Here is a 17,949-nt window from a genome sequence, read left to right as displayed (position 1 = left end):
GCTAGCTGCCGGCCACGCCCCGCGCCAGAACCGCTCCGGCTCCGGTGGCACCGGGAGACGGGGCCGCGAAACCGGCACCGTTGCCGGCACCCGCCGCGGTGCCCGCCGCCGCATCGAGGTCCAGGCGTTCGTCGGCCGGGTCGATGTCGTCGGGGTTGTGGGTCACCAGGACCACGGTCCGCCCGGCCAGCCCCTGGCGAAGGTCGGCCAGCATCTCCCGGCCCGCCTCGGCGTCGAGGTGCGCCGTGGGCTCATCCAGCAGGATCACGTCCGCCCCGGTCATGAGCGTCCGGGCCACCGCCAGCCGCTGGCGCTCCCCGCCGCTCAGGAACGCACCGCCGGGCCCGATCCGCGTCTCGGAGCCGTGCTCCAGCCGGCGCAGCAGCGGCTCCAGCCCCACGGCGGCCAGGGCGTCAGCCATTTCCTGTTCGGCGTCGCCGGCTTTGCCCTCGGGGCGGCCGAGCAGGAGGTTGCCGCGGATGGTCGAATCGAAGAGATGTGCTTCCTGCGGGCACCACGCGGCGCGCCCGCTGACGGCGATCCGGCCCGCATGCGGCGGCAGGAACCCCAGCATCACGGCCAGCAGGGTGGATTTGCCGGATCCGGACGCTCCCGTCACGGCCAGCCACCGGCCGGGCACCGCCGTCGCGGAGACACCGGTGAAGACATCCGGTCCGGACGGCCAGGCTGCGGACAGCGCGTCAAGCTCCAGGCCGGCGAGCGCGCCGGCGCGGGGTGCGACGGGCTCCAGCCCGCCGCCCTGCCGTCCGCGAGTGTCTCCGGCGCGGGGGCCCGCAATGCCGTCATCCTGCGCGTCGGAGGCGTCCAGCACACCGGCCTCGCTGATCCGGTCAAGGACCAGTCGGAGCGCCGGGTACTGGCGCACCGCCGTCGTCATGGCGGCGTACGGGTCCACCAGCGCAAGCTGCATCAGCACCACGACGGCGGCCGTGGCCGGTGCCACGGATCCGTCCATCACCTGCGGCCCGGCCAGCACCGCAGTGGCCAGCGCGGCGGCGCCGCAGGCCAGGACGGTCAGCGCCTGGCCCAGGCCTTCCGCCCACGCGGACCGCTGCGAGGCAACTGTCGCCTCCTTGTCGGACTCACCGATCGCGGACAAGACCGGCCCCGCAACACCGTTGGCATGCAGTTCAGCCCTGGCATCCAGCGCTGCGGCGACGTCACGCAGCACGCCGGAACGGAGCCGCTGCTCGGCCTGCGCGGACATCCTGTCCGCCAGCAGGGCTGCCGCCGGTGCGGCTGCCAGGGACACGACCGCCGCGGCGATCACTGCGGGCAGTGCCACGGGCAGCAGAAGCGCAGTGGCCGCCACAGCGCAGGTTCCCACCGCCACCGCGGTGACGGGCGGGAGGACCACCCGGGGCAGCAGGTCACGGACCGTGTCGACGTCGTCAATCACCGTTCCCAGGACATTGCCTCCCTGCAGGAGCCGGCGCAGCGACAGGGCCCCGCGGCTCAGGGAATCCCACAGCCGGCCGCGCAGCCTGGTGAGCGAGGAGAAAACGGCGTCGTGCAGCAGGAGCCGCTCGGTGTAGCGCAGCACTGCCCGGCCGATGCCGAAGAACCGGACTCCCACAATGGCGGTAAGCAGGTAGAGAATGGGCGGCTGCTCGCTGGCCCGGATGATCAGCCAGCCGGAGAGCCCCGCCAGGGCCACGGCGAACAGCGCCGCAAGGACGCCCACCACGCCTGCTGAGCCGAATTTGACGAGCTCCGGCCGCAGGAGCCTGAAAATCCGGGCGGGCGTGTTGACGCCCGTTTGAGCCGGAACCAGGCCGCCGTCCCCTGCGCCGTCCCGGGCGGCGTCCCCGGCGAGCGTGCCGGCCGCCGCGCGTGCGGCAGTGCCGGCTGCGGTGGCTTCTTCGGTTGCGTCTGCACTGGCTTTCGCGGGGGCGGCCAGGGCCGCAGCTGCCCGGGCCGCTGTGGGGGCGGCGGCTAGTTCCGCCGCCGGCCCCGCCTGGGTGCCGGCCGCCACGGCAACCACATGGTCCGCGAGTTCCCGGGTCAGCCGGTCGTGGGCCACCAGCAGGACGGTGGCCCGGCCGCGGAGCTTCAGGATGGATTCGTTGACCACGTTGGCGGACTCACGGTCCAGATGGGCGGTGGGTTCGTCCAGCAGCAGCAGCGTGGCGCCGGCCTCAATCCGGGCCAGCCCGCGCGCCAGGGCAACCCTGCGCAGCTCCCCCGGACTGAGCTCGGCAGGATGCTTCCCGGCCAGGTGTCCGGCTCCGGCCGCCTCCAGGCAGCGCTGTGCGGCGGCTGCAGCAGTGGCTGTGGCAGCTGGAGCAGTGGCGGTGGCTGTGGCCGCTGCGCCGTTGGCAGCGCCGTCCGCCAGATAGAGCTGCACCTCGGCCAGCACGCTCTTCGCCAGCATGACCGGATGCTGCGGCACCCACGCGACATCCGACGGCGAAAACCCGGCAATGGTTCCGCTCACGGTTGTTCCGCCGCCCGTTCCGACAATCCCCGCCAGGACACCAAGGATGGTGCTCTTGCCGGCACCGCTGGCGCCGTCGAGGGCGGTGATTAGCCCGGCGGGCGCGTCGAAGCTGAGCGGTCCGACGGCGGGTGCCAGCCGTCCGCCGTACGCCACCATCAGGTTCCTGGCCGTCACCGCCGGAAGGTCCGCGCCGTCGTCGGACGCTTCCCCGCCCGGCAGGCTGCCGTCCTGCGGCCGCAACCGCTGGACTTCGGGGGCGTCCATGACCGCGGTGACCTCGGCCAGCGCGGCACGGCCGTCGTCGCTGGCGTGGTGGGCGGTGCCCAGCTCGCGCAGCGGCAGGTAGCAGTCAGGCGCCAGGATGAGGGCAAGCAGGCCGGCCTCGAGTGCCATGTCCCCGTGCACCAGGCGCACGCCGATGAACACGGCCACCACGGCCACAGAGATCGTGGCAATGAGTTCCAGGGCGAGGGCGGAGAGGAAGGCCGTCCGGAGGGTGTCCATGGTCTTGGACCGGTACTGCTCCGAAATGTCCTCCAGCGCCTTCCGCTGGGCGGTGGCGCGGCCCAGTCCCACCAGCACAGGCAGCCCTTTGGCCAGTTCCAGCATGTGTCCCGACAACCGTGCGAGCGCTGATTGGGCAGCCCGGACGCGGTCTTCGGTGTAGCGGCCGATCAGCACCATGAACAGCGGCACCAGCGGCACGGTCAGCACGACGACTACCGCGCTGACCCAGTCGGCGAGCAGGATCCGGGCGCCCAGCAGGAGCGGGATGGCGGCGCAGTTGACCAGGGCAGGCAGGAACTGGGTGTAGTAGCTGTCCAGGGCGTCCAGGCCGCGGGTGGCCAAAATGGCCAGGCCGCCGTCGGACGGACCGGCCGCCCGCGTACCGTTCCGCAGGGCGCGGGCCAGCAGCGCCGCGCGCAGTTCCTCTTTGACGCCGAGTGCGGCCCGGCGGGAGGCCACGCCCTGGGCCCACACAGTGAGGGACCGGAGCGCAACACCGGCCAGCCCCCAGCCCAGCTGGTCGGCCCAGGCCGGACTGTGCGAGACCAGCCCGGCCAGCATGGATGCCACCGCCTGTGCCATCAGCACCAGGGACAATGCCTTCAGGGAGGCGAGGAGGCCGAGCCAATAGAGTGCTAGCCGGTTTGCGGGGCCGGCCGGGAACTGCGGTCGCATGTGGTCCTAGTCTTTGGGCGCCAGCGCCCTGGCGGCGATGGCGGGCAGGAAACTATGGGCTTCGGGGATGTGCGCGGCGCTGACCCGCCGACGGAACACCCAGTACGTCCACGCCTGGTAAGCCAGCACCAGCGGCAGCCCCACGCAGGCGACGATGGTCATGAGGCCCAGCGTGTAATCCGAGGATGAGGCGTTGGAGATGGTTAGGTTGAAGTCCGCGTTGAGGGTGGAAGGGAGCACCACCGGGAAGGCCGCACCGAAGATCGAGGCACTTCCGAGGAGCAGGAACACACCGAGCGACAGGAACGCCTTTCCTTCCAGGCCGTTCCGGCCGAACTGCCAGGCGAACACCGCTGCCACGACGGCCGCGGCAACCGCGGCGACCGTCCAGGCCTCACCGCTGAGGAGCTGGACGCTGATGGCCCAGCCGGCGATGGGGAGCAGCAGCACCGGAAGGAGCCGGACAAACCAGTTACGGGCCCGGTGCCGGACGTCGCCGTCGGTCTTCAGTGCCAGGAACGCCAGCGCGTGCAGCAGCGAGAAGCATACGACGGCGAGGCCGCCCAGGACGGCGTAGCCGCTGAACCAGGCGAAGGGTCCGCCCTCGCGGTCACCGTTGGCGTTGAGCGGAAGCCCGGTGGTGGTCAGGGCCAGCGCCGCGCCGACGCCGAAGGCGGCCACGAGGGATCCTGCCGCAATGGCCCAGTCCCACAGCGCGCGCCAGCGGTCAGTGTCCACCTTTCCGCGGTATTCGAAGGCCACGGCACGGAAGATCAGCGCCACGAGGACCAGCAGCAAGGGAAGGTACAGGGCGGAGAACAGCGAGGCGTACCAGAGCGGGAAGGCTGCAAACGTGGCGCCGCCGGCGGTCAGCAGCCAGACCTCATTGCCGTCCCAGACAGGCCCGATCGTGTTGAGCAGGACCCGGCGTTCGGTGTTGTTGCGGGCGAAGAGTTTCATCAGCATGCCGACGCCAAGGTCGAATCCTTCGAGAAAGAGGTATCCCGTCCACAGCACCGCGATGGCGATGAACCAGATGGTGGGCAGCAGTTCCATTGTCGAATTTCCTCTGCGCTTAGTAGGCGAATGCCAGGACGTCGTCGGAGCCGCCGGGCTTGCCGGTGCCGGGACCAGGCGTGGCATCCTCGTTCTCATCGACCGGGGCATGGGCGAGCTCGGGCATGGCGGACACCACACCGCCGCGGATGTACTTCACCAGCAGCTTCACCTCCACCACCAGCAGCACGGCGTACACGGCCGTCAGGACCACGAGGGAGGTCAGCAGTTCTCCGGCGGAAACACCGGGTGACACCGCGGCCGCGGTGAACATGAAGACCTGGTCGATGCCGCTGGGATCCGGGTTGGGAGCCACAACGAACGGCTGGCGGCCCATCTCGGTGAAGATCCAGCCGGCGGCGTTTGCGCCGAACGGGGCCATGATGCCGACGACGGCGAGCTGCATCAGGCCGCGGGACGCCGGAACGGTGCCCTTGCGGGTCAGCCAGAGGGCCACGAGTGCTGCGAGGGCTGCCAGGCCGCCGAAGCCGATCATCATCCGGAAGCCCCAGTAGGTCACTTCCATGACCGGGACATACTCTATTTCCTGCCCGGCGCGGTCTCCGTAGATGGGGTTGTCCGGGAGGTTGGTTCCGTAGTCGGCCTTGTACTGGTCCAGCAGGCTGTTGACACCCCGCACTTCCGTGGTGAAGTCACCCTTGGCGAGGAAGGACAGGATCCCGGGCACTTCGATGAGCGCCACGATTTCGTCGCAGTTCTTGGAACCGAGGTTGCCGACGCTGAGGATGGAGAAGCCGGTGCCGTCGTGGCAGGCGGCCTCGGCGGCGGCCATCTTCATGGGCTGCTGTTCGAACATGAGCTTGCCCTGGAGGTCGCCGGTGAGCGCGGTTCCGGCGAAGGAAATCATGGCGACGACGGCGCCGATCCGCAGCGAGCGGATCCAGACCTTGTAGTCGGCCTTGTCCCGGCCGGGGATGTCCGCTTCGCCCGGGATGACCTTGCCGTCGGGGCCCACGGTGTCGATGCCGTCATGGCGTCGGCGCCACAGGTGGTACCAGGCGATGCCTAGCAGGAAGCCGCCTGCCACGGCCAGCGCGCCGAAGAGGGTGTGGGGAACCGCGACCAGGGCGGTGTTGTTCGTGAAGACGGCCCATGCATCGGTCATCACCGGGCGGCCGTCGATCATCTCCACGCCCACCGGATGCTGCATCCAGCTGTTGGCCACGATGATGAAGTAGGCGGAGAAGACGGACCCGATGACGGCGATCCAGAGGCAGGCCAGGTGGACGCCGCGCTTGAGCTGCTTCCAGCCGAAGATCCACAAGCCCAGGAAGGTTGACTCGACGAAGAAGGCCAGGAGCGCCTCCAGTGCCAGCGGCGCCCCGAACACATCGCCGACAAAACGGCTGTATTCGCTCCACGCCATCCCGAACTGGAACTCCTGCACGATGCCCGTGGCCACGCCCATGATGAAGTTGATGAGGAACAGCTTCCCCCAGAACTTGGTCATGCGCAGGTATTCCGGCTTGCCGGTGCGGTACCAGACCGTCTGGATGACTGCCACGACGAGGCCCAGACCGATGGTCAGCGGGACCATCATGAAGTGGTACACGGTGGTGATTCCGAATTGCCAGCGTGCGATTTCCAAAGCGTCCAAGGCAGTCCCTACTTTTGGCTAGGCTTTCATCAGTCCAAGTCTTCTACGCTTCGTAGAAAACTAACTTCTACAGAGTGTAGAACACTTTCGGCATGCAGTGTAACCAACAGTTCCACCGGCCTGAGCCGGTGGCAAGGGCGCGACGCGCCGATTGTTCTACCTCATGTAGAAAGAAAATCCAAAAAGAGGTAAATTTAGAACCTAAGTATTCGCAACCACGTTCCGCGTCGGCCGCTCCGGCCCCGCGGATCGGACCTTTAAGAAGGATGTACGGAATGGCAAGTCTTGGTGAACTGGAACGGGCAGTGATGGATCTGCTCTGGGCAGGCCAGGAAGCGGCCACCGCCAACACCCTGAGGGACCTGCTGGCGCAGAGCACCCAGGCCCAGGGCGGCACCGCCGGCCATGAGGGCAAGGATCTCGCCGTGACCACCGTCCTGACCGTGCTCTCCCGTCTGGAGAAGAAGGGGCTTGTGGAACGCGAACGCGGCACCCGCCCCCACCGATACCAGGCCGTGTCCAGCCGGGCGGACCACACCGCGGAACTCATGCACGAGGTTCTGGGCTCGGCGCCGGACCGTGAAGCCGTGCTCGCCCGGTTCATTGGTTCCGTCACCGAAAGTGAAGCCGAAACACTGCGCAAACTGCTTGGCCACATCTAGCAGCGCATGTTCTGGACCTCATATTTGCTGGCGGTCCTGGCGATAGTCCTGGCGTGGCCGGTGCCTATCCTTCTCTCGCGCGCGCAATGGCCGGCCCGGTCACCATTCACCGCCATGCTGCTCTGGCAGGCAATCGCCCTCGCCGGCGGCCTGTCCATGATTGGCGCCATGCTGGTCTACGGCCTCGAGCCGATCGGTGACAACCTCCTGGCCGGCCTGCGGGGACTGGCCGGCATGGTCCTCTTCAACGCACCCACTACTGCGCTGGGCTTCTGGCATCTGTTCGCCCTGTCGGCGGCAGCCCTGCTGACGGCCCACCTCGTCTTTACGCTGCTGCTGACCTACTACCGGATCGAACGGCAGCGCCGGCGCCACCGCGAACTCCTGGCCCTCCTGGCGTCCCCCTCCACCGACGGCCCGGGAACCGTGGTCATCAGCCACGATTCCCCCGTGGCCTACTGCCTTCCCGGCGGCGCCCGGTCGGTCACGGTCCTGAGCGACGGCCTGATGGCCGCCTTGGAGCCTGCGGAACTGCGGGCGGTCCTCATTCACGAAAACGCCCACCTGAGCCAGCGCCACCACCTCCTCCTGTGGGCTTTCGCGGCCTGGCGCCAGGCCCTCCCATGGCTTCCCACCACCCGCCTCGCGCAGGAAGCCGTGAGCTCCCTGATCGAAATGCTTGCAGACGACGTCGCTTTGAAGACGGAAAGCAAAGCCACGCTGATCAAAGCCATCGCCATCGTTGCCAGCGGGCCGGCCGGCGCCCCCGGCAGCCGCTTGGACTTCAACGACGCCGGAATGCCGTCAGCAGCGGACGGAATTGTCGACGGCGGCCTCCAGGGCGCGTCCGGCGGCGCCGGTTCGGCCCGGACCACGGCGTCCCGGGTCAGCCGGCTGTTGTCCCCCAAGGAGCCGCTGCCGGCACCGCTGAGGGCGCTGGTCCTGGCGGCCTGCCTGCTGCTGCTGGCGGTTCCCACAGCCCTGCTGATTGTCCCCGGACTGCTCGGGTAGCTGAGCCCGGCCCGTCAGTATCCGGCGACACGAGGGATCAGGCGTCGATCCGTTCCCTGTCCAGGCTCGCAGCTCCGGCAATGATGAAGTCCTTGCGCGGCGCGACGTCGGAGCCCATCAGCAGGTCAAACGTTTCCTCGGCCTGCTTGGCGTTTTCGATCCCCACCTTCCGCAGCGTCCGGTGGCGGGGGTCCATCGTGGTCTCCGCCAGCTGTTCGGCGTCCATCTCCCCGAGCCCCTTGTAGCGCTGGATGGGCTCTTTGTAGCGCTTGCCTTCCTTGGCCAGCCGGGCCAGCAGGACATGGAGTTCAGCCTCGGAGTAGGTGTAGATCATCTCGTTGGCCTTCTGCCCGGCGTTGATCACCTCCACGCGGTGCAGCGGGGGCACCGCGGCGAACACCCGGCCCTCATCGATCATTGGCCGCATGTAGCGGAAGAAGAGCGTGAGCAGCAGGGTGCGGATGTGGGCGCCGTCCACGTCGGCGTCGGTCATGAGGATCACTTTTCCGTAGCGGGCGGCGGCGATATCGAAGCTCCGCCCGGACCCTGCGCCCACCACCTGGATGAGTGCTGCGCACTCGGCGTTGGAGAGCATGTCACCCACCGAGGCTTTCTGGACGTTCAGGATCTTGCCACGGATCGGCAGCAGCGCCTGGAAGTCCGAGGAGCGTGCCAGCTTCGCAGTACCCAGCGCGGAGTCGCCCTCCACGATGAACAGTTCCGAGCGGCCCACGTCGTCGGTGCGGCAATCCGCAAGTTTGGTGGGCATCGACGATGTTTCCAGCGCGTTCTTCCGGCGCTGCGTCTCCTTGTGGACCCGCGCCGAAATGCGGGACTTCATCTCGCTGACGATTTTTTCAAGGAGCAGCGCGGACTGCGCTTTGTCATTGCGGTTCGCAGAGGTCAGCTTCGCGTTGATTTCCTTTTCCACCACGCGGGCCACAATGGCCCGGACGGCGGACGTGCCCAGGATCTCCTTGGTCTGGCCCTCGAACTGCGGCTCCGCCAGCCGCACGGTCAGCACCGCGGTCAGCCCCGCGAAGATGTCGTCCTTTTCGATCTTGTCGTTGCCGGCCTTGAGCTTGCGGGCATTCGTTTCCACGGCTTTGCGGAAGGTTTTGACCAGTGCCTGCTCGAACCCGGACTGGTGGGTCCCGCCCTTGGGGGTGGAGATGATGTTGACGAAGCTGCGCACTGTGCTGTCGTAGCCGATTCCCCAGCGGAGGGCCACGTCCACTTCACAGTCGCGTTCCACCTCGGCCAGCTGGCTGTGGCCGCGCTCGTCCAGGACCGGTACGGTTTCCTTGAATTTGCCCGAGCCGTGCAGCCGCCAGGTGTCCGTGACAGCAGGATCTGCGGCGAGGAAGTCCACAAACTCGGAGATGCCGCCGTCGTGGTGGAAAACTTCCTCGTGGCCCGCCAATTCGCCGGGAGTGCCGGGGAGCCGGCGCTGGTCGCGGACGGTCAGCTTGAGGCCCGGAATCAGGAAGGACGTCTGCCGGGCACGGGCGGCCAGTTCCTCGTAGGAGAACTTGGCGTCCGGAGTGAAGATCTGGCGGTCAGCCCAGTACCGGATCCGGGTGCCGGTCACGCCGCGCTTGGCCTTGCCCACAACGTCCAGGACCGAGTCATTGACGAACGGTTCGAATGGCGCCGCCGGATCAGGCTTGGTCCCCGGATCCTTGAACCGTCCTGGTTCGCCCCGCCGGAAGGACATCCTGTAGGTCTTGCCGCCGCGGTCCACTTCCACGTCCAGCCGGGAGGACAACGCGTTGACCACGGACGCACCCACGCCGTGCAGGCCGCCGGACGCTGTATAGGAGCCGCCGCCGAACTTTCCGCCCGCGTGCAGTTTGGTGAAGACGACCTCGACGCCGGTCAGTCCGGTCTTGGGTTCAACATCGATGGGGATGCCGCGTCCGTCGTCGTGGATCTCCACAGAGTTGTCCGCATGCAGGATGATCTGGATATCGTGGCCAAAGCCCGCCAGGGCCTCGTCGACTGAGTTGTCGATGATCTCCCAGAGGCAGTGCATCAGGCCGCGGGAGTCGGTGGAACCGATGTACATGCCCGGGCGCTTGCGGACGGCCTCGAGGCCTTCCAGTACAGACAGGTGCCGGGCAGTGTAATCAGAACTTGGTGCCACGGGTTGTGAACTCCTTCAGTGACGGGACAGCTAAGGCTTTTGACGCTCTTCCTAGGTTAGTCGGCCCGCGCAGGCACGCCCGCCAGCCACTCCATCATCGGCGCTGTCCGGCGGCAGCCGTTACGGAACGGTGATACGCGCACAGCGAAAGTGATCCATCCTTGTCATGGTTTTGCTACGAATGCTGGTTATATAGATATACAGATCTACTAAGGAGGCCGAAAATGACAACAGCAGTTGCGGACCGCACGCTCAACGCACTGGACCGGTGCGATCGTTGCGGAGCACAGGCGTACGTCCGGGTTGTTCTTGAGACCTCCGGCGGGGAGCTGCTCTTCTGCGGCCACCACGCGCGGGCAGTCGAAGCGACGCTCAAGCCGCTGAGCTCCGACTGGCACGACGAGACGGGCCGGCTTCACGAGAAGCCGCCGGTATCGGTGGACTAGGCAACTCTCTGATTGACACAGGGCCCCTCCGTTATGGAGGGGCCCTGTTTGTTTGTCCGTTTCCACGCATGAGAAGGGCCCCGCCGACTGACATGGTCAGTCGGCGGGGCCCTTCTCATGCGGCGCCTAGTCCAGGTAGTCGCGCAGGACCTGTGAACGTGACGGGTGCCGGAGCTTGGACATCGTCTTCGATTCGATCTGGCGGATACGCTCGCGCGTCACACCGTAGACCTTTCCGATTTCGTCTAAAGTCTTCGGCTGTCCATCGGTGAGGCCGAAGCGCATGGCCACCACTCCGGCTTCGCGCTCGGACAGGGTGTCCAGCACCGAGTGCAGCTGCTCCTGAAGCAAGGTGAAGCTGACCGCGTCGGCGGGGACAACTGCCTCGGAGTCCTCGATGAGGTCACCGAACTCGGAATCGCCGTCCTCACCGAGGGGGGTGTGCAGCGAAATGGGCTCGCGGCCGTACTTCTGGACTTCAACAACCTTTTCGGGTGTCATGTCCAGTTCGAGGGCCAGCTCCTCCGGAGTGGGTTCGCGCCCGAGGTCCTGCAGCATCTGGCGCTGCACGCGGGCCAGCTTGTTGATGACTTCCACCATGTGCACGGGGATGCGGATGGTGCGGGCCTGGTCAGCCATGGCACGGGTGATGGCCTGGCGGATCCACCAGGTGGCATACGTGGAGAACTTGAAGCCCTTGGTGTAATCGAACTTCTCGACCGCACGGATCAGGCCCAGGTTGCCTTCCTGGATCAGGTCAAGGAACAGCATGCCGCGGCCGGTGTAGCGCTTGGCGAGCGACACAACGAGGCGGAGGTTGGCCTCCAGCAGGTGGTTCTTGGCGCGCTTGCCGTCGTGGATGACGAATTCGAGCTCGCGCTTCAGCTTCGGATCCATGGAGCCGTCGTCCGCCGCGATCTTCTCCTCGGCAAACAGGCCGGCCTCAATGCGCAGGGCAAGGTCAACTTCCTGCTCTGCATTCAGCAGCGCAACCTTGCCGATCTGCTTGAGGTAGTCCTTGACGGGGTCGGCCGTGGCACCGGCCGACATGACCTGCTGGACCGGGGCGTCGTCATCGTCCGCGTCGGAGTAAACAAAGCCTGAGCCGGTGGCTGCGGCGCCTGTCTTGCTGGCGGCTTCCTCCTCGCTCAGCTCCGACGGATCCGGAGCGACGTCGTCCAGATCTTCATCCAGCTCAACGTCCTCTGCATCGTCGTCGGACTTGCCGGCAGCCTCAGCGGCGGCCTTGGCACCGGGCTTGGGTCCGCGCTTCTTGGGCTCGGGTTTTGCCGGGGCGCCGCCCTCGGCTGCAGCAGCCTTATTGGCTGCACGCGTGGCGGCACGCTTGGCGCTCGTCGCCGCCTTCTTCTCCTCAGGGGACAATTCGGCCTGGTCGGCGGGTTCCTTCTTCGCGGAAGACGGGGTCACAGAAAACCTTTCTAGCGGCGGTCTGTGGAATCACCATGCGGGCAACACCACTATGACCCTGTCAAGTCCGTGATTCACATCAGGTGCGATCGCGGCCGGCAGAGTCACTAAGTAGAACTGCCGGAGCTGCCGTAATGTTCCCGTTTCCGGGCACCACTACACGCACTTGATTCACGGACCCAACCGGGTCTCGGCATCCATTGTCTCACGATTTTCCCAATCGGCGCCTCAGTGCGGTCCGCGGACCCGAATGTTTCGGCCACGCAACTGCCTGCCGGCGTGGCCCCGTTCCACACGCTCCCCCCGGGGCCCGCCGCTAGGCCGCGTCCGTTTCGAACTTCTGCCACGCCGCCTCACGGCGCCCGGCCCACCCGCACAGCGTCCCCCGGCTGACCAGTTCCGACAGGAGTTCACCGAGCCGGTATCCGGGGTGCTCGGCGGCGGCCCGTTCCAGCAGGGCGTGCGCAAACGAACCCCGTCCGCGGCACCACTCGATCCAGCCCCGTCCCGTCAGTGCTGCCGCTCCGCCTTCTCCCCCGCCCGCCGCCCCGATCCCCTGCAGCGTCCGCTCGAGCGCCCTCATCCGCTCCCAGCGGGGAGCCGGCGGTGCCAGCCCTAGCAGCACTTCGCCGTACCCGGGTACGGGGTAGGCGGCTTCGTCTCGCGGGCCGGCCGCCGGCAGCCCGTCCAGGGGCGGCGTCACGGCAGGCAGGCCGGACTCCGGCGCAAAGATCCCGAAGTCATCGGCTCCCAGCTCCGCAGCTTGCCTGCCCGCCGCACTCATCACCAGCACGGCGTCACGCCAGTGGGGTATGCGCAGGGAGGCTCGGAGGTACCCGGCCAGCCCGGCCGGCAGGGTCCCGTCCGGCTCTGCCGCCAGTACACGGCACCAGACGTCCAGCACCGTTGAAAACTGGGAGCGGTTCCCCCGAAGCACGGCAAATTGCGCGGCCCACTGCTGCTCCGATTCCATCACTGATGGATCGGCCTGCAACGCCGCGGCCTCCGTACTGCCGGTGGAGAACGGGTCCTCTCCCACACTGCTCCCGCGGAACACCATCTCCGCATTCAGCTTGCTGTCCCGGATCTCGTCCACGGAACGGCCGGGAAACGGGCAGCAGGACCGGTCCAGGCAGTAGGCGTTCCGCCAGTAGTCATCGCCGACGTACCAGGCATCGCGGACCGGGAGCCCGGATAATTCGAGCTCGACCTCCAAGGCTGCAAGCAGCCGTGGCAGGGCCCCCTCCGCGGACGGCCCGGCAGGAACCCCGGAGGGAGCAGGATCTGAGCCGCCAGGCCATCCGTCGTTGCTGAAGAGCACCAGGAGGATGCCGTCAGCGTCATGGTCCGCCTCGAGGTACTCCCTGACGCTACGCGAAAACCGCTGCAGCCCGGGACCGGAATCCACTTCAGGCAGGTCAACGCGGAGAGTGGCACCCAGCCGCTTGCCCTGCATGGTCATGGCCACCAGGCTGTCGGCGGGCCAGTAGCCAAGCGAGTGGGGAATGAAGCCCAGGATGTCCTCCGGGCCGGTGATGGTCAGTCGTTCCGGAGTCGGTCGTTCAGGGGTCGCTCGTTCTGGAGATGTCATGCATCCAGACTGGAGCGGCCGGCGCCCGGCGTTAAGAACCCACCTTTGCTATGTGGATAGCCGGGCCGCTACTCCCCGCGGCGGCGCTCCAGGTTGCGGCGGCGCTGCTGCGCGAGGGCCGTGAGCAGTGGTGGCACCACGACGCCCTGGGCAGCCATCTGGCGCCGCACCTTCCGGCGGGTCGCGATGATCGCGGCGGCGCCGATTCCAATCAGCACAAACTGGACGCTCAGCGCGATCCGGAACGGGTCGAGGCCGTACAGCTCGCCCCGGGAAAAGCCGGTGGCGTGGAGGACGTCCAGCACCACGCCCACGAGGTAGATGGCGACGAGCGCCGCGATGAATCCGCCCACGTTGACGATTCCCGTGGCGGTTCCAATCCGGTGGGCCGGGTTGAAGGTGCGGGCAAAGTCGAAGCCGATCATGGATCCCGGCCCACCGATGGCCAGCACCACAACGAGTCCGGCGAGCATCCACAGCGGCGAGCGGCCGGGCATGAGCAGGACGGCAGCCCAGGCAGCGGCGGTGGTGGCTGCAATCAGCAGGACCATTGTGGAGCGTCGGAGGGGGTGCCGGGAAACGAACCTGCCGATCAGCGGACCGGCAGCGATGGCGGCAGCAACGTAGACGGCCATCAGGCCGGAGACCGTGGCGGCGTCGAGGCCCTGAGCGGAAATCAGGAACGGATATCCCCAGGTCATGGCGAACACCGTCCCGCTGAACTGGATGGTGAAGTGGCTCCAGAGTCCCAGCCTTGTGCCGGGCTGCCGCCAGGCGCTGGAAAGTGAGATGCCGGTGGCCCTGAGTCCCTGACCGGGTTCGGGGCCGGCGTGGCCAGGCGGGTGGTCCTTCAGCACGGCCAGCACCAGGACAACGGCGAGCGCGGACATCGCCGCGAGGGTCAGGAAGGCGGGGGTCCAGCCGGCCGAATGGAGGATCAGTGCAAACGGGACCACGCTGAAGAGCTGCCCGAGCTGCCCGGACATTCCTGTCAGCTGGGTGATGAGCGGCACCCTGGCCGGAGCGAACCACAGCGGAATCAGCCGGATCACGGAAATAAAGGTCATCGCGTCCCCGGCGCCCACCAGCACCCGGCCGAGCACGCCGCCGGGAATGTTGTCCGCGAAAGCCAACTGGAGCTGGCCGAGGCCCATGAGCACGGCTCCGCCGGCGATCATGGTCCGGGACCCCAGGCGGTCAACGAGTACTCCCACCGGGATCTGGAGTCCCGCATAGACCAGGAGCTGAAGCACCGTAAAGAAGGAGATCTCCGCTGCCGTGGCGTGGAAACGCTCGGTCGCTTCAAGGCCCACGACGCCAAAGGACGTTCGCTGGCTGACCGCGACAAGATACGCGAATATACCGACGGTCCAGATGAGCCAGGCGCGCGGTGCAGTCACGTCTCCATTATGCCCGCTGCCGGGATAAGTCCTATTTATTGACGGCGCTACTGGCCGGGCTCTTCCCGGGCGAGGTAGGCCTCCACCGCCGCGCCAAGAGCATCAGCGTTGGGCAGTTCATCGTTTTCATCCGCCAGCAGGGAACGGCGCACTGTACCCTCTGCCTTCTCGTCATAGCGGGTCTCGAGGCGTGAAACCACCTGCTGCACCTCTTCCGAAGCCTCAAGCTGCTCGGCGATCTGGCGGCCGACTTCACGGCCGGACTCCCGGAGCCGGTCAGTCGGCAGCATCAGCGAGGCGGCCGCACCAAGATACTCAAGCCCGGCCACGGCCGCGTTGGGGTATTCGGCTTCGGCGAGGTAATGCGGGACATGGATCACGTACCCGGCGATGTTGCGGCCGGCTTCGGTAAGGCGCAGTTCAAGGATGTGGCCCACCGCGGCGGGGACCTCCACCGTTGGCTTCCAGACTGAAATACCTTCTATGAGCTCCGGCCGGTTGCCGTGGACAGTGACGCCCACGGGCCGGGTGTGGGGAACGGGCATGGGAATCGAGTGGATCCATGTCACGAGGTTCACGTCGAGGTGCTCCACGATCCGGACGACGGCGCGGGCGAACCGCTCCCACTGGAGGTCGGGTTCGAAGCCGGCCAGGAACAGGAACGGCTTACCCAGCCCGTCGACCAACCGGTAGAGGGCAAGGGTGGGTGCCTGGTAGTCCTGGAGGTGGTCCTCCACAAACGTGACGTGCGGACGGCGCGAGCGGTAGTCCATCAGCTGGTCGGCGTCGAAGACTGCCACGACCTGCGAGTCCAGCGTGTCCAGCAGTTCGGCAGTAATCTGCTTGACCACATGGCCGGCGTCCGCGAAGCCCGTGAATCCCATCACGAGATTGAGCCCGCGGAGGGCCGGGTCGTCGAACAGCTCGGCGTTGCTCACATAAAGAGCATCGGGGTCCAGCAGGGAGCCGGAAATCCGTTCAAGCACGGCATGTTCCTTTCGAAGTGGCGGCGGAGGCGGGATCGGCAGCGCTCGGGGCGGAGTGATCCGGGCAGATCCGCCGGATATGTCGTACAACGCACCGGCCCTCCGAAGCATTCCGGCACAGGTCCGCACCAGCGCAATGTGCTGCAGGTCTCATCAAATTCAGCGCCGCCGGGGCGGAGAGACTACGATCGGAACTGGCCCTGCGGACGGCCTTGCAGACACCGGGTTGCGTCTCAAGCCGACGACGGCCCGTTCCCATGGCGGGGCGCCCAACATGCGCTTCCTGCCGAAAATCACAGAGAATTGAGGACTGATCCTCGTGGTCAAGAATACTGAAATCAAACTTAGCGTCATTGCGCATGACGTTAAGAAGACACCGACGGACGCCCTGGTGATTGGAGTCGCCCAGGGTCCGGACGGTCCGGTGCTGCTGGACAACCCGCTGTCGGCCAAGTCCGCCGAAGCCGTCGCGGAGTCCTTGAAGGTTCTTGGCCTCACCGGCGCGGCCGACCAGGTGCACAGGCTGCCGGGCCTTCCGGAAGCAGGCGCCTCCGTCCTGGTACTCGCCGGAGTCGGCAAGCCCGGCGCCGGACGCAAACTCACCGAAGAGGCGCTGCGACGCGCCGCCGGCTCCGCCGTCCGCCAACTGGCCGGTCTCACCACCGTGACACTCGCCCTTCCGACGGCGTCCCTCGCCGACGTCGCGGCCATCGCCGAAGGCGCCGCCATGGGCTCGTACTCGTTCAGCGAGTTCAAGTCAGCAGCCAACGGCCGCAAGGAGCCGGTAAAGAACGTGGTGATTTTCACCGATTTCGCCGCTGACAAGGACCTGCAGCCGGTCCTTAACCGTTCGGCCCTGATCGGCAAGGCCGTCAACGCCACCCGTTCCCTGGTCAACCAGCCGCCGAGCCACCTGTTCCCTGAGTCCTTTGCCGATGCCGCCAAGGAACTCTCCAAGGGCCTGCCGGTCAAGGTCACCGTCTGGGACGAGAAGCGCCTCGAGAAGGAGGGCTTCGGCGGAATCATGGGTGTCGGCAAGGGATCCACCAGGCAGCCGCGCCTGGTCAAGGTGGAGTACGCGCCGGCGAAGGCCACCGCCAAGATCGCGCTTGTGGGCAAGGGCATCACCTTCGACACCGGCGGCATCTCGATCAAGCCCGCCCTCGGCATGGGTGACATGAAGAGCGATATGGCGGGCGCCGCCGTCGTACTTAACACCGTGCTGGCGATCGCAGGCCTTGGCCTTCCCGTTAAGGCGACCGCGTGGCTGTGCATTGCCGAAAACATGCCTTCCGGTGCCGCGCAGCGCCCGGCCGACGTCCTGACCATGTTCGGCGGCAAAACCGTCGAGGTACTTAATACGGATGCCGAGGGCCGGCTGGTCATGGCCGACGGCATCGTGGCCGCCAGCCAGGAGTACCCGGACGCCATCATCGACGTCGCAACCCTCACGGGTGCACAGCTGATCGCGCTCGGCAACCGCACGGCCGGCGTCATGGGCTCGGACAGCGTGACCGGACCGCTCAAGGCCGCGGCGGATCGCGCCGGCGAGCTGGTGTGGCCGATGCCCCTGCCGGAAGAGCTCCGCGCGAGCATTGATTCCGAGGTTGCGGATCTGGCCAACATCGGCGAACGCCACGGCGGCATGATGACCGCTGCGGTGTTCCTGCGCGAGTTCGTCGGCAAGGGCAAGGACGGCGAGCAGATCCCGTGGGCCCACATCGACATCGCCGGCCCGTCCTTCAACAACGGCAGCCCCTACGGCTACACCCCCAAGCAGGGCACCGGCTGCACTGTCCGCACCCTGGTGGCCTACGTCGAAGACGTCCTGGCGGCCTCCGTTTAACCGGCTCCGTCTCACCGGCCCTCCGCAGGGCCGGTGAGGCGGTCCGCGGCTTTGTGGCGGGTCATGATCCCTCCGCCACAAAGCCGCGTGACACTGGACACAAGCGCTCCACAAAC

Annotated in this window: 12 protein-coding genes; 4 read left to right on the top strand and 8 right to left on the bottom strand. The window is 67.1% G+C overall.

The window, feature by feature from the left end; all coding sequences use genetic code 11:
• Position 1: 1 nt before the first annotated feature.
• From cydD to Q8Z05_RS15890, 3 genes are read right to left on the bottom strand one after another with little or no spacing between them, the layout of a single operon-like run.
• Entirely contained in the window at positions 2-3,643 is a 3,642-nt protein-coding gene (gene cydD, locus Q8Z05_RS15900; protein WP_305940556.1) for a thiol reductant ABC exporter subunit CydD, read from the bottom strand.
• A gap of 6 nt (positions 3,644-3,649) precedes the next feature.
• Complete coding sequence (cydB, locus tag Q8Z05_RS15895; protein WP_305940555.1) at positions 3,650-4,699, bottom strand: cytochrome d ubiquinol oxidase subunit II; 1,050 nt, start codon at positions 4,697-4,699, stop codon at positions 3,650-3,652.
• 19 nt (positions 4,700-4,718) lie between these two features.
• Positions 4,719-6,317 carry a cytochrome ubiquinol oxidase subunit I gene (locus Q8Z05_RS15890; protein ID WP_305940554.1) on the bottom strand — a complete coding sequence of 533 codons (1,599 nt, stop codon included), beginning with the start codon at positions 6,315-6,317 and terminating at the stop codon, positions 4,719-4,721.
• Positions 6,318-6,592: 275 nt separating this feature from the next.
• Between Q8Z05_RS15890 and Q8Z05_RS15885 the strand changes: the two genes are divergently transcribed.
• Positions 6,593-6,979, top strand: coding sequence for a BlaI/MecI/CopY family transcriptional regulator (locus tag Q8Z05_RS15885; RefSeq protein WP_011691481.1), 387 nt, complete (start codon positions 6,593-6,595; stop codon positions 6,977-6,979).
• A gap of 6 nt (positions 6,980-6,985) precedes the next feature.
• Positions 6,986-7,990: a M56 family metallopeptidase gene (locus Q8Z05_RS15880; RefSeq protein ID WP_305940553.1), complete on the top strand. Its 1,005-nt coding sequence runs from the start codon at positions 6,986-6,988 to the stop codon at positions 7,988-7,990.
• 37 nt (positions 7,991-8,027) lie between these two features.
• Here Q8Z05_RS15880 and Q8Z05_RS15875 read toward each other — a convergent pair whose 3' ends face one another.
• Entirely contained in the window at positions 8,028-10,136 is a 2,109-nt protein-coding gene (locus Q8Z05_RS15875) for a DNA gyrase/topoisomerase IV subunit B (RefSeq protein ID WP_305940552.1), read from the bottom strand.
• Between the two features lie 224 nt (positions 10,137-10,360).
• Between Q8Z05_RS15875 and Q8Z05_RS15870 the strand changes: the two genes are divergently transcribed.
• On the top strand, positions 10,361-10,582 hold the full coding sequence (locus Q8Z05_RS15870) for a DUF7455 domain-containing protein (protein WP_305940551.1): 222 nt from the start codon (positions 10,361-10,363) through the stop codon (positions 10,580-10,582).
• A gap of 126 nt (positions 10,583-10,708) precedes the next feature.
• On the opposite strand, the gene Q8Z05_RS15865 is transcribed toward Q8Z05_RS15870, so the two are convergent.
• The 4 genes from Q8Z05_RS15865 to Q8Z05_RS15850 all read right to left on the bottom strand — a co-directional run bounded on the left by Q8Z05_RS15865 (position 10,709) and on the right by Q8Z05_RS15850 (position 15,987).
• Positions 10,709-12,010, bottom strand: coding sequence for an RNA polymerase sigma factor (locus tag Q8Z05_RS15865; RefSeq protein ID WP_305940550.1), 1,302 nt, complete (start codon positions 12,008-12,010; stop codon positions 10,709-10,711).
• A 316-nt stretch (positions 12,011-12,326) separates the two neighbouring features.
• Positions 12,327-13,601 carry a DUF4192 family protein gene (locus Q8Z05_RS15860; protein WP_305940549.1) on the bottom strand — a complete coding sequence of 425 codons (1,275 nt, stop codon included), beginning with the start codon at positions 13,599-13,601 and terminating at the stop codon, positions 12,327-12,329.
• Between the two features lie 68 nt (positions 13,602-13,669).
• Positions 13,670-15,001 carry an MFS transporter gene (locus tag Q8Z05_RS15855; protein WP_305940548.1) on the bottom strand — a complete coding sequence of 444 codons (1,332 nt, stop codon included), beginning with the start codon at positions 14,999-15,001 and terminating at the stop codon, positions 13,670-13,672.
• 47 nt (positions 15,002-15,048) lie between these two features.
• Positions 15,049-15,987, bottom strand: a complete 939-nt coding sequence (locus Q8Z05_RS15850; protein WP_305940547.1) for a proteasome assembly chaperone family protein — start codon at positions 15,985-15,987, stop codon at positions 15,049-15,051.
• Between the two features lie 319 nt (positions 15,988-16,306).
• Here Q8Z05_RS15850 and Q8Z05_RS15845 point away from each other — a divergent pair, with 319 nt between their 5' ends.
• Positions 16,307-17,833: a leucyl aminopeptidase gene (locus Q8Z05_RS15845; protein WP_305940546.1), complete on the top strand. Its 1,527-nt coding sequence runs from the start codon at positions 16,307-16,309 to the stop codon at positions 17,831-17,833.
• Positions 17,834-17,949 lie beyond the last annotated feature (116 nt).

The organism is Arthrobacter oryzae, from assembly GCF_030718995.1.
In the GTDB taxonomy this organism is placed as follows: domain Bacteria; phylum Actinomycetota; class Actinomycetes; order Actinomycetales; family Micrococcaceae; genus Arthrobacter; species Arthrobacter oryzae_C.
This window is presented reverse-complemented; position numbering and strand designations above follow the sequence as displayed.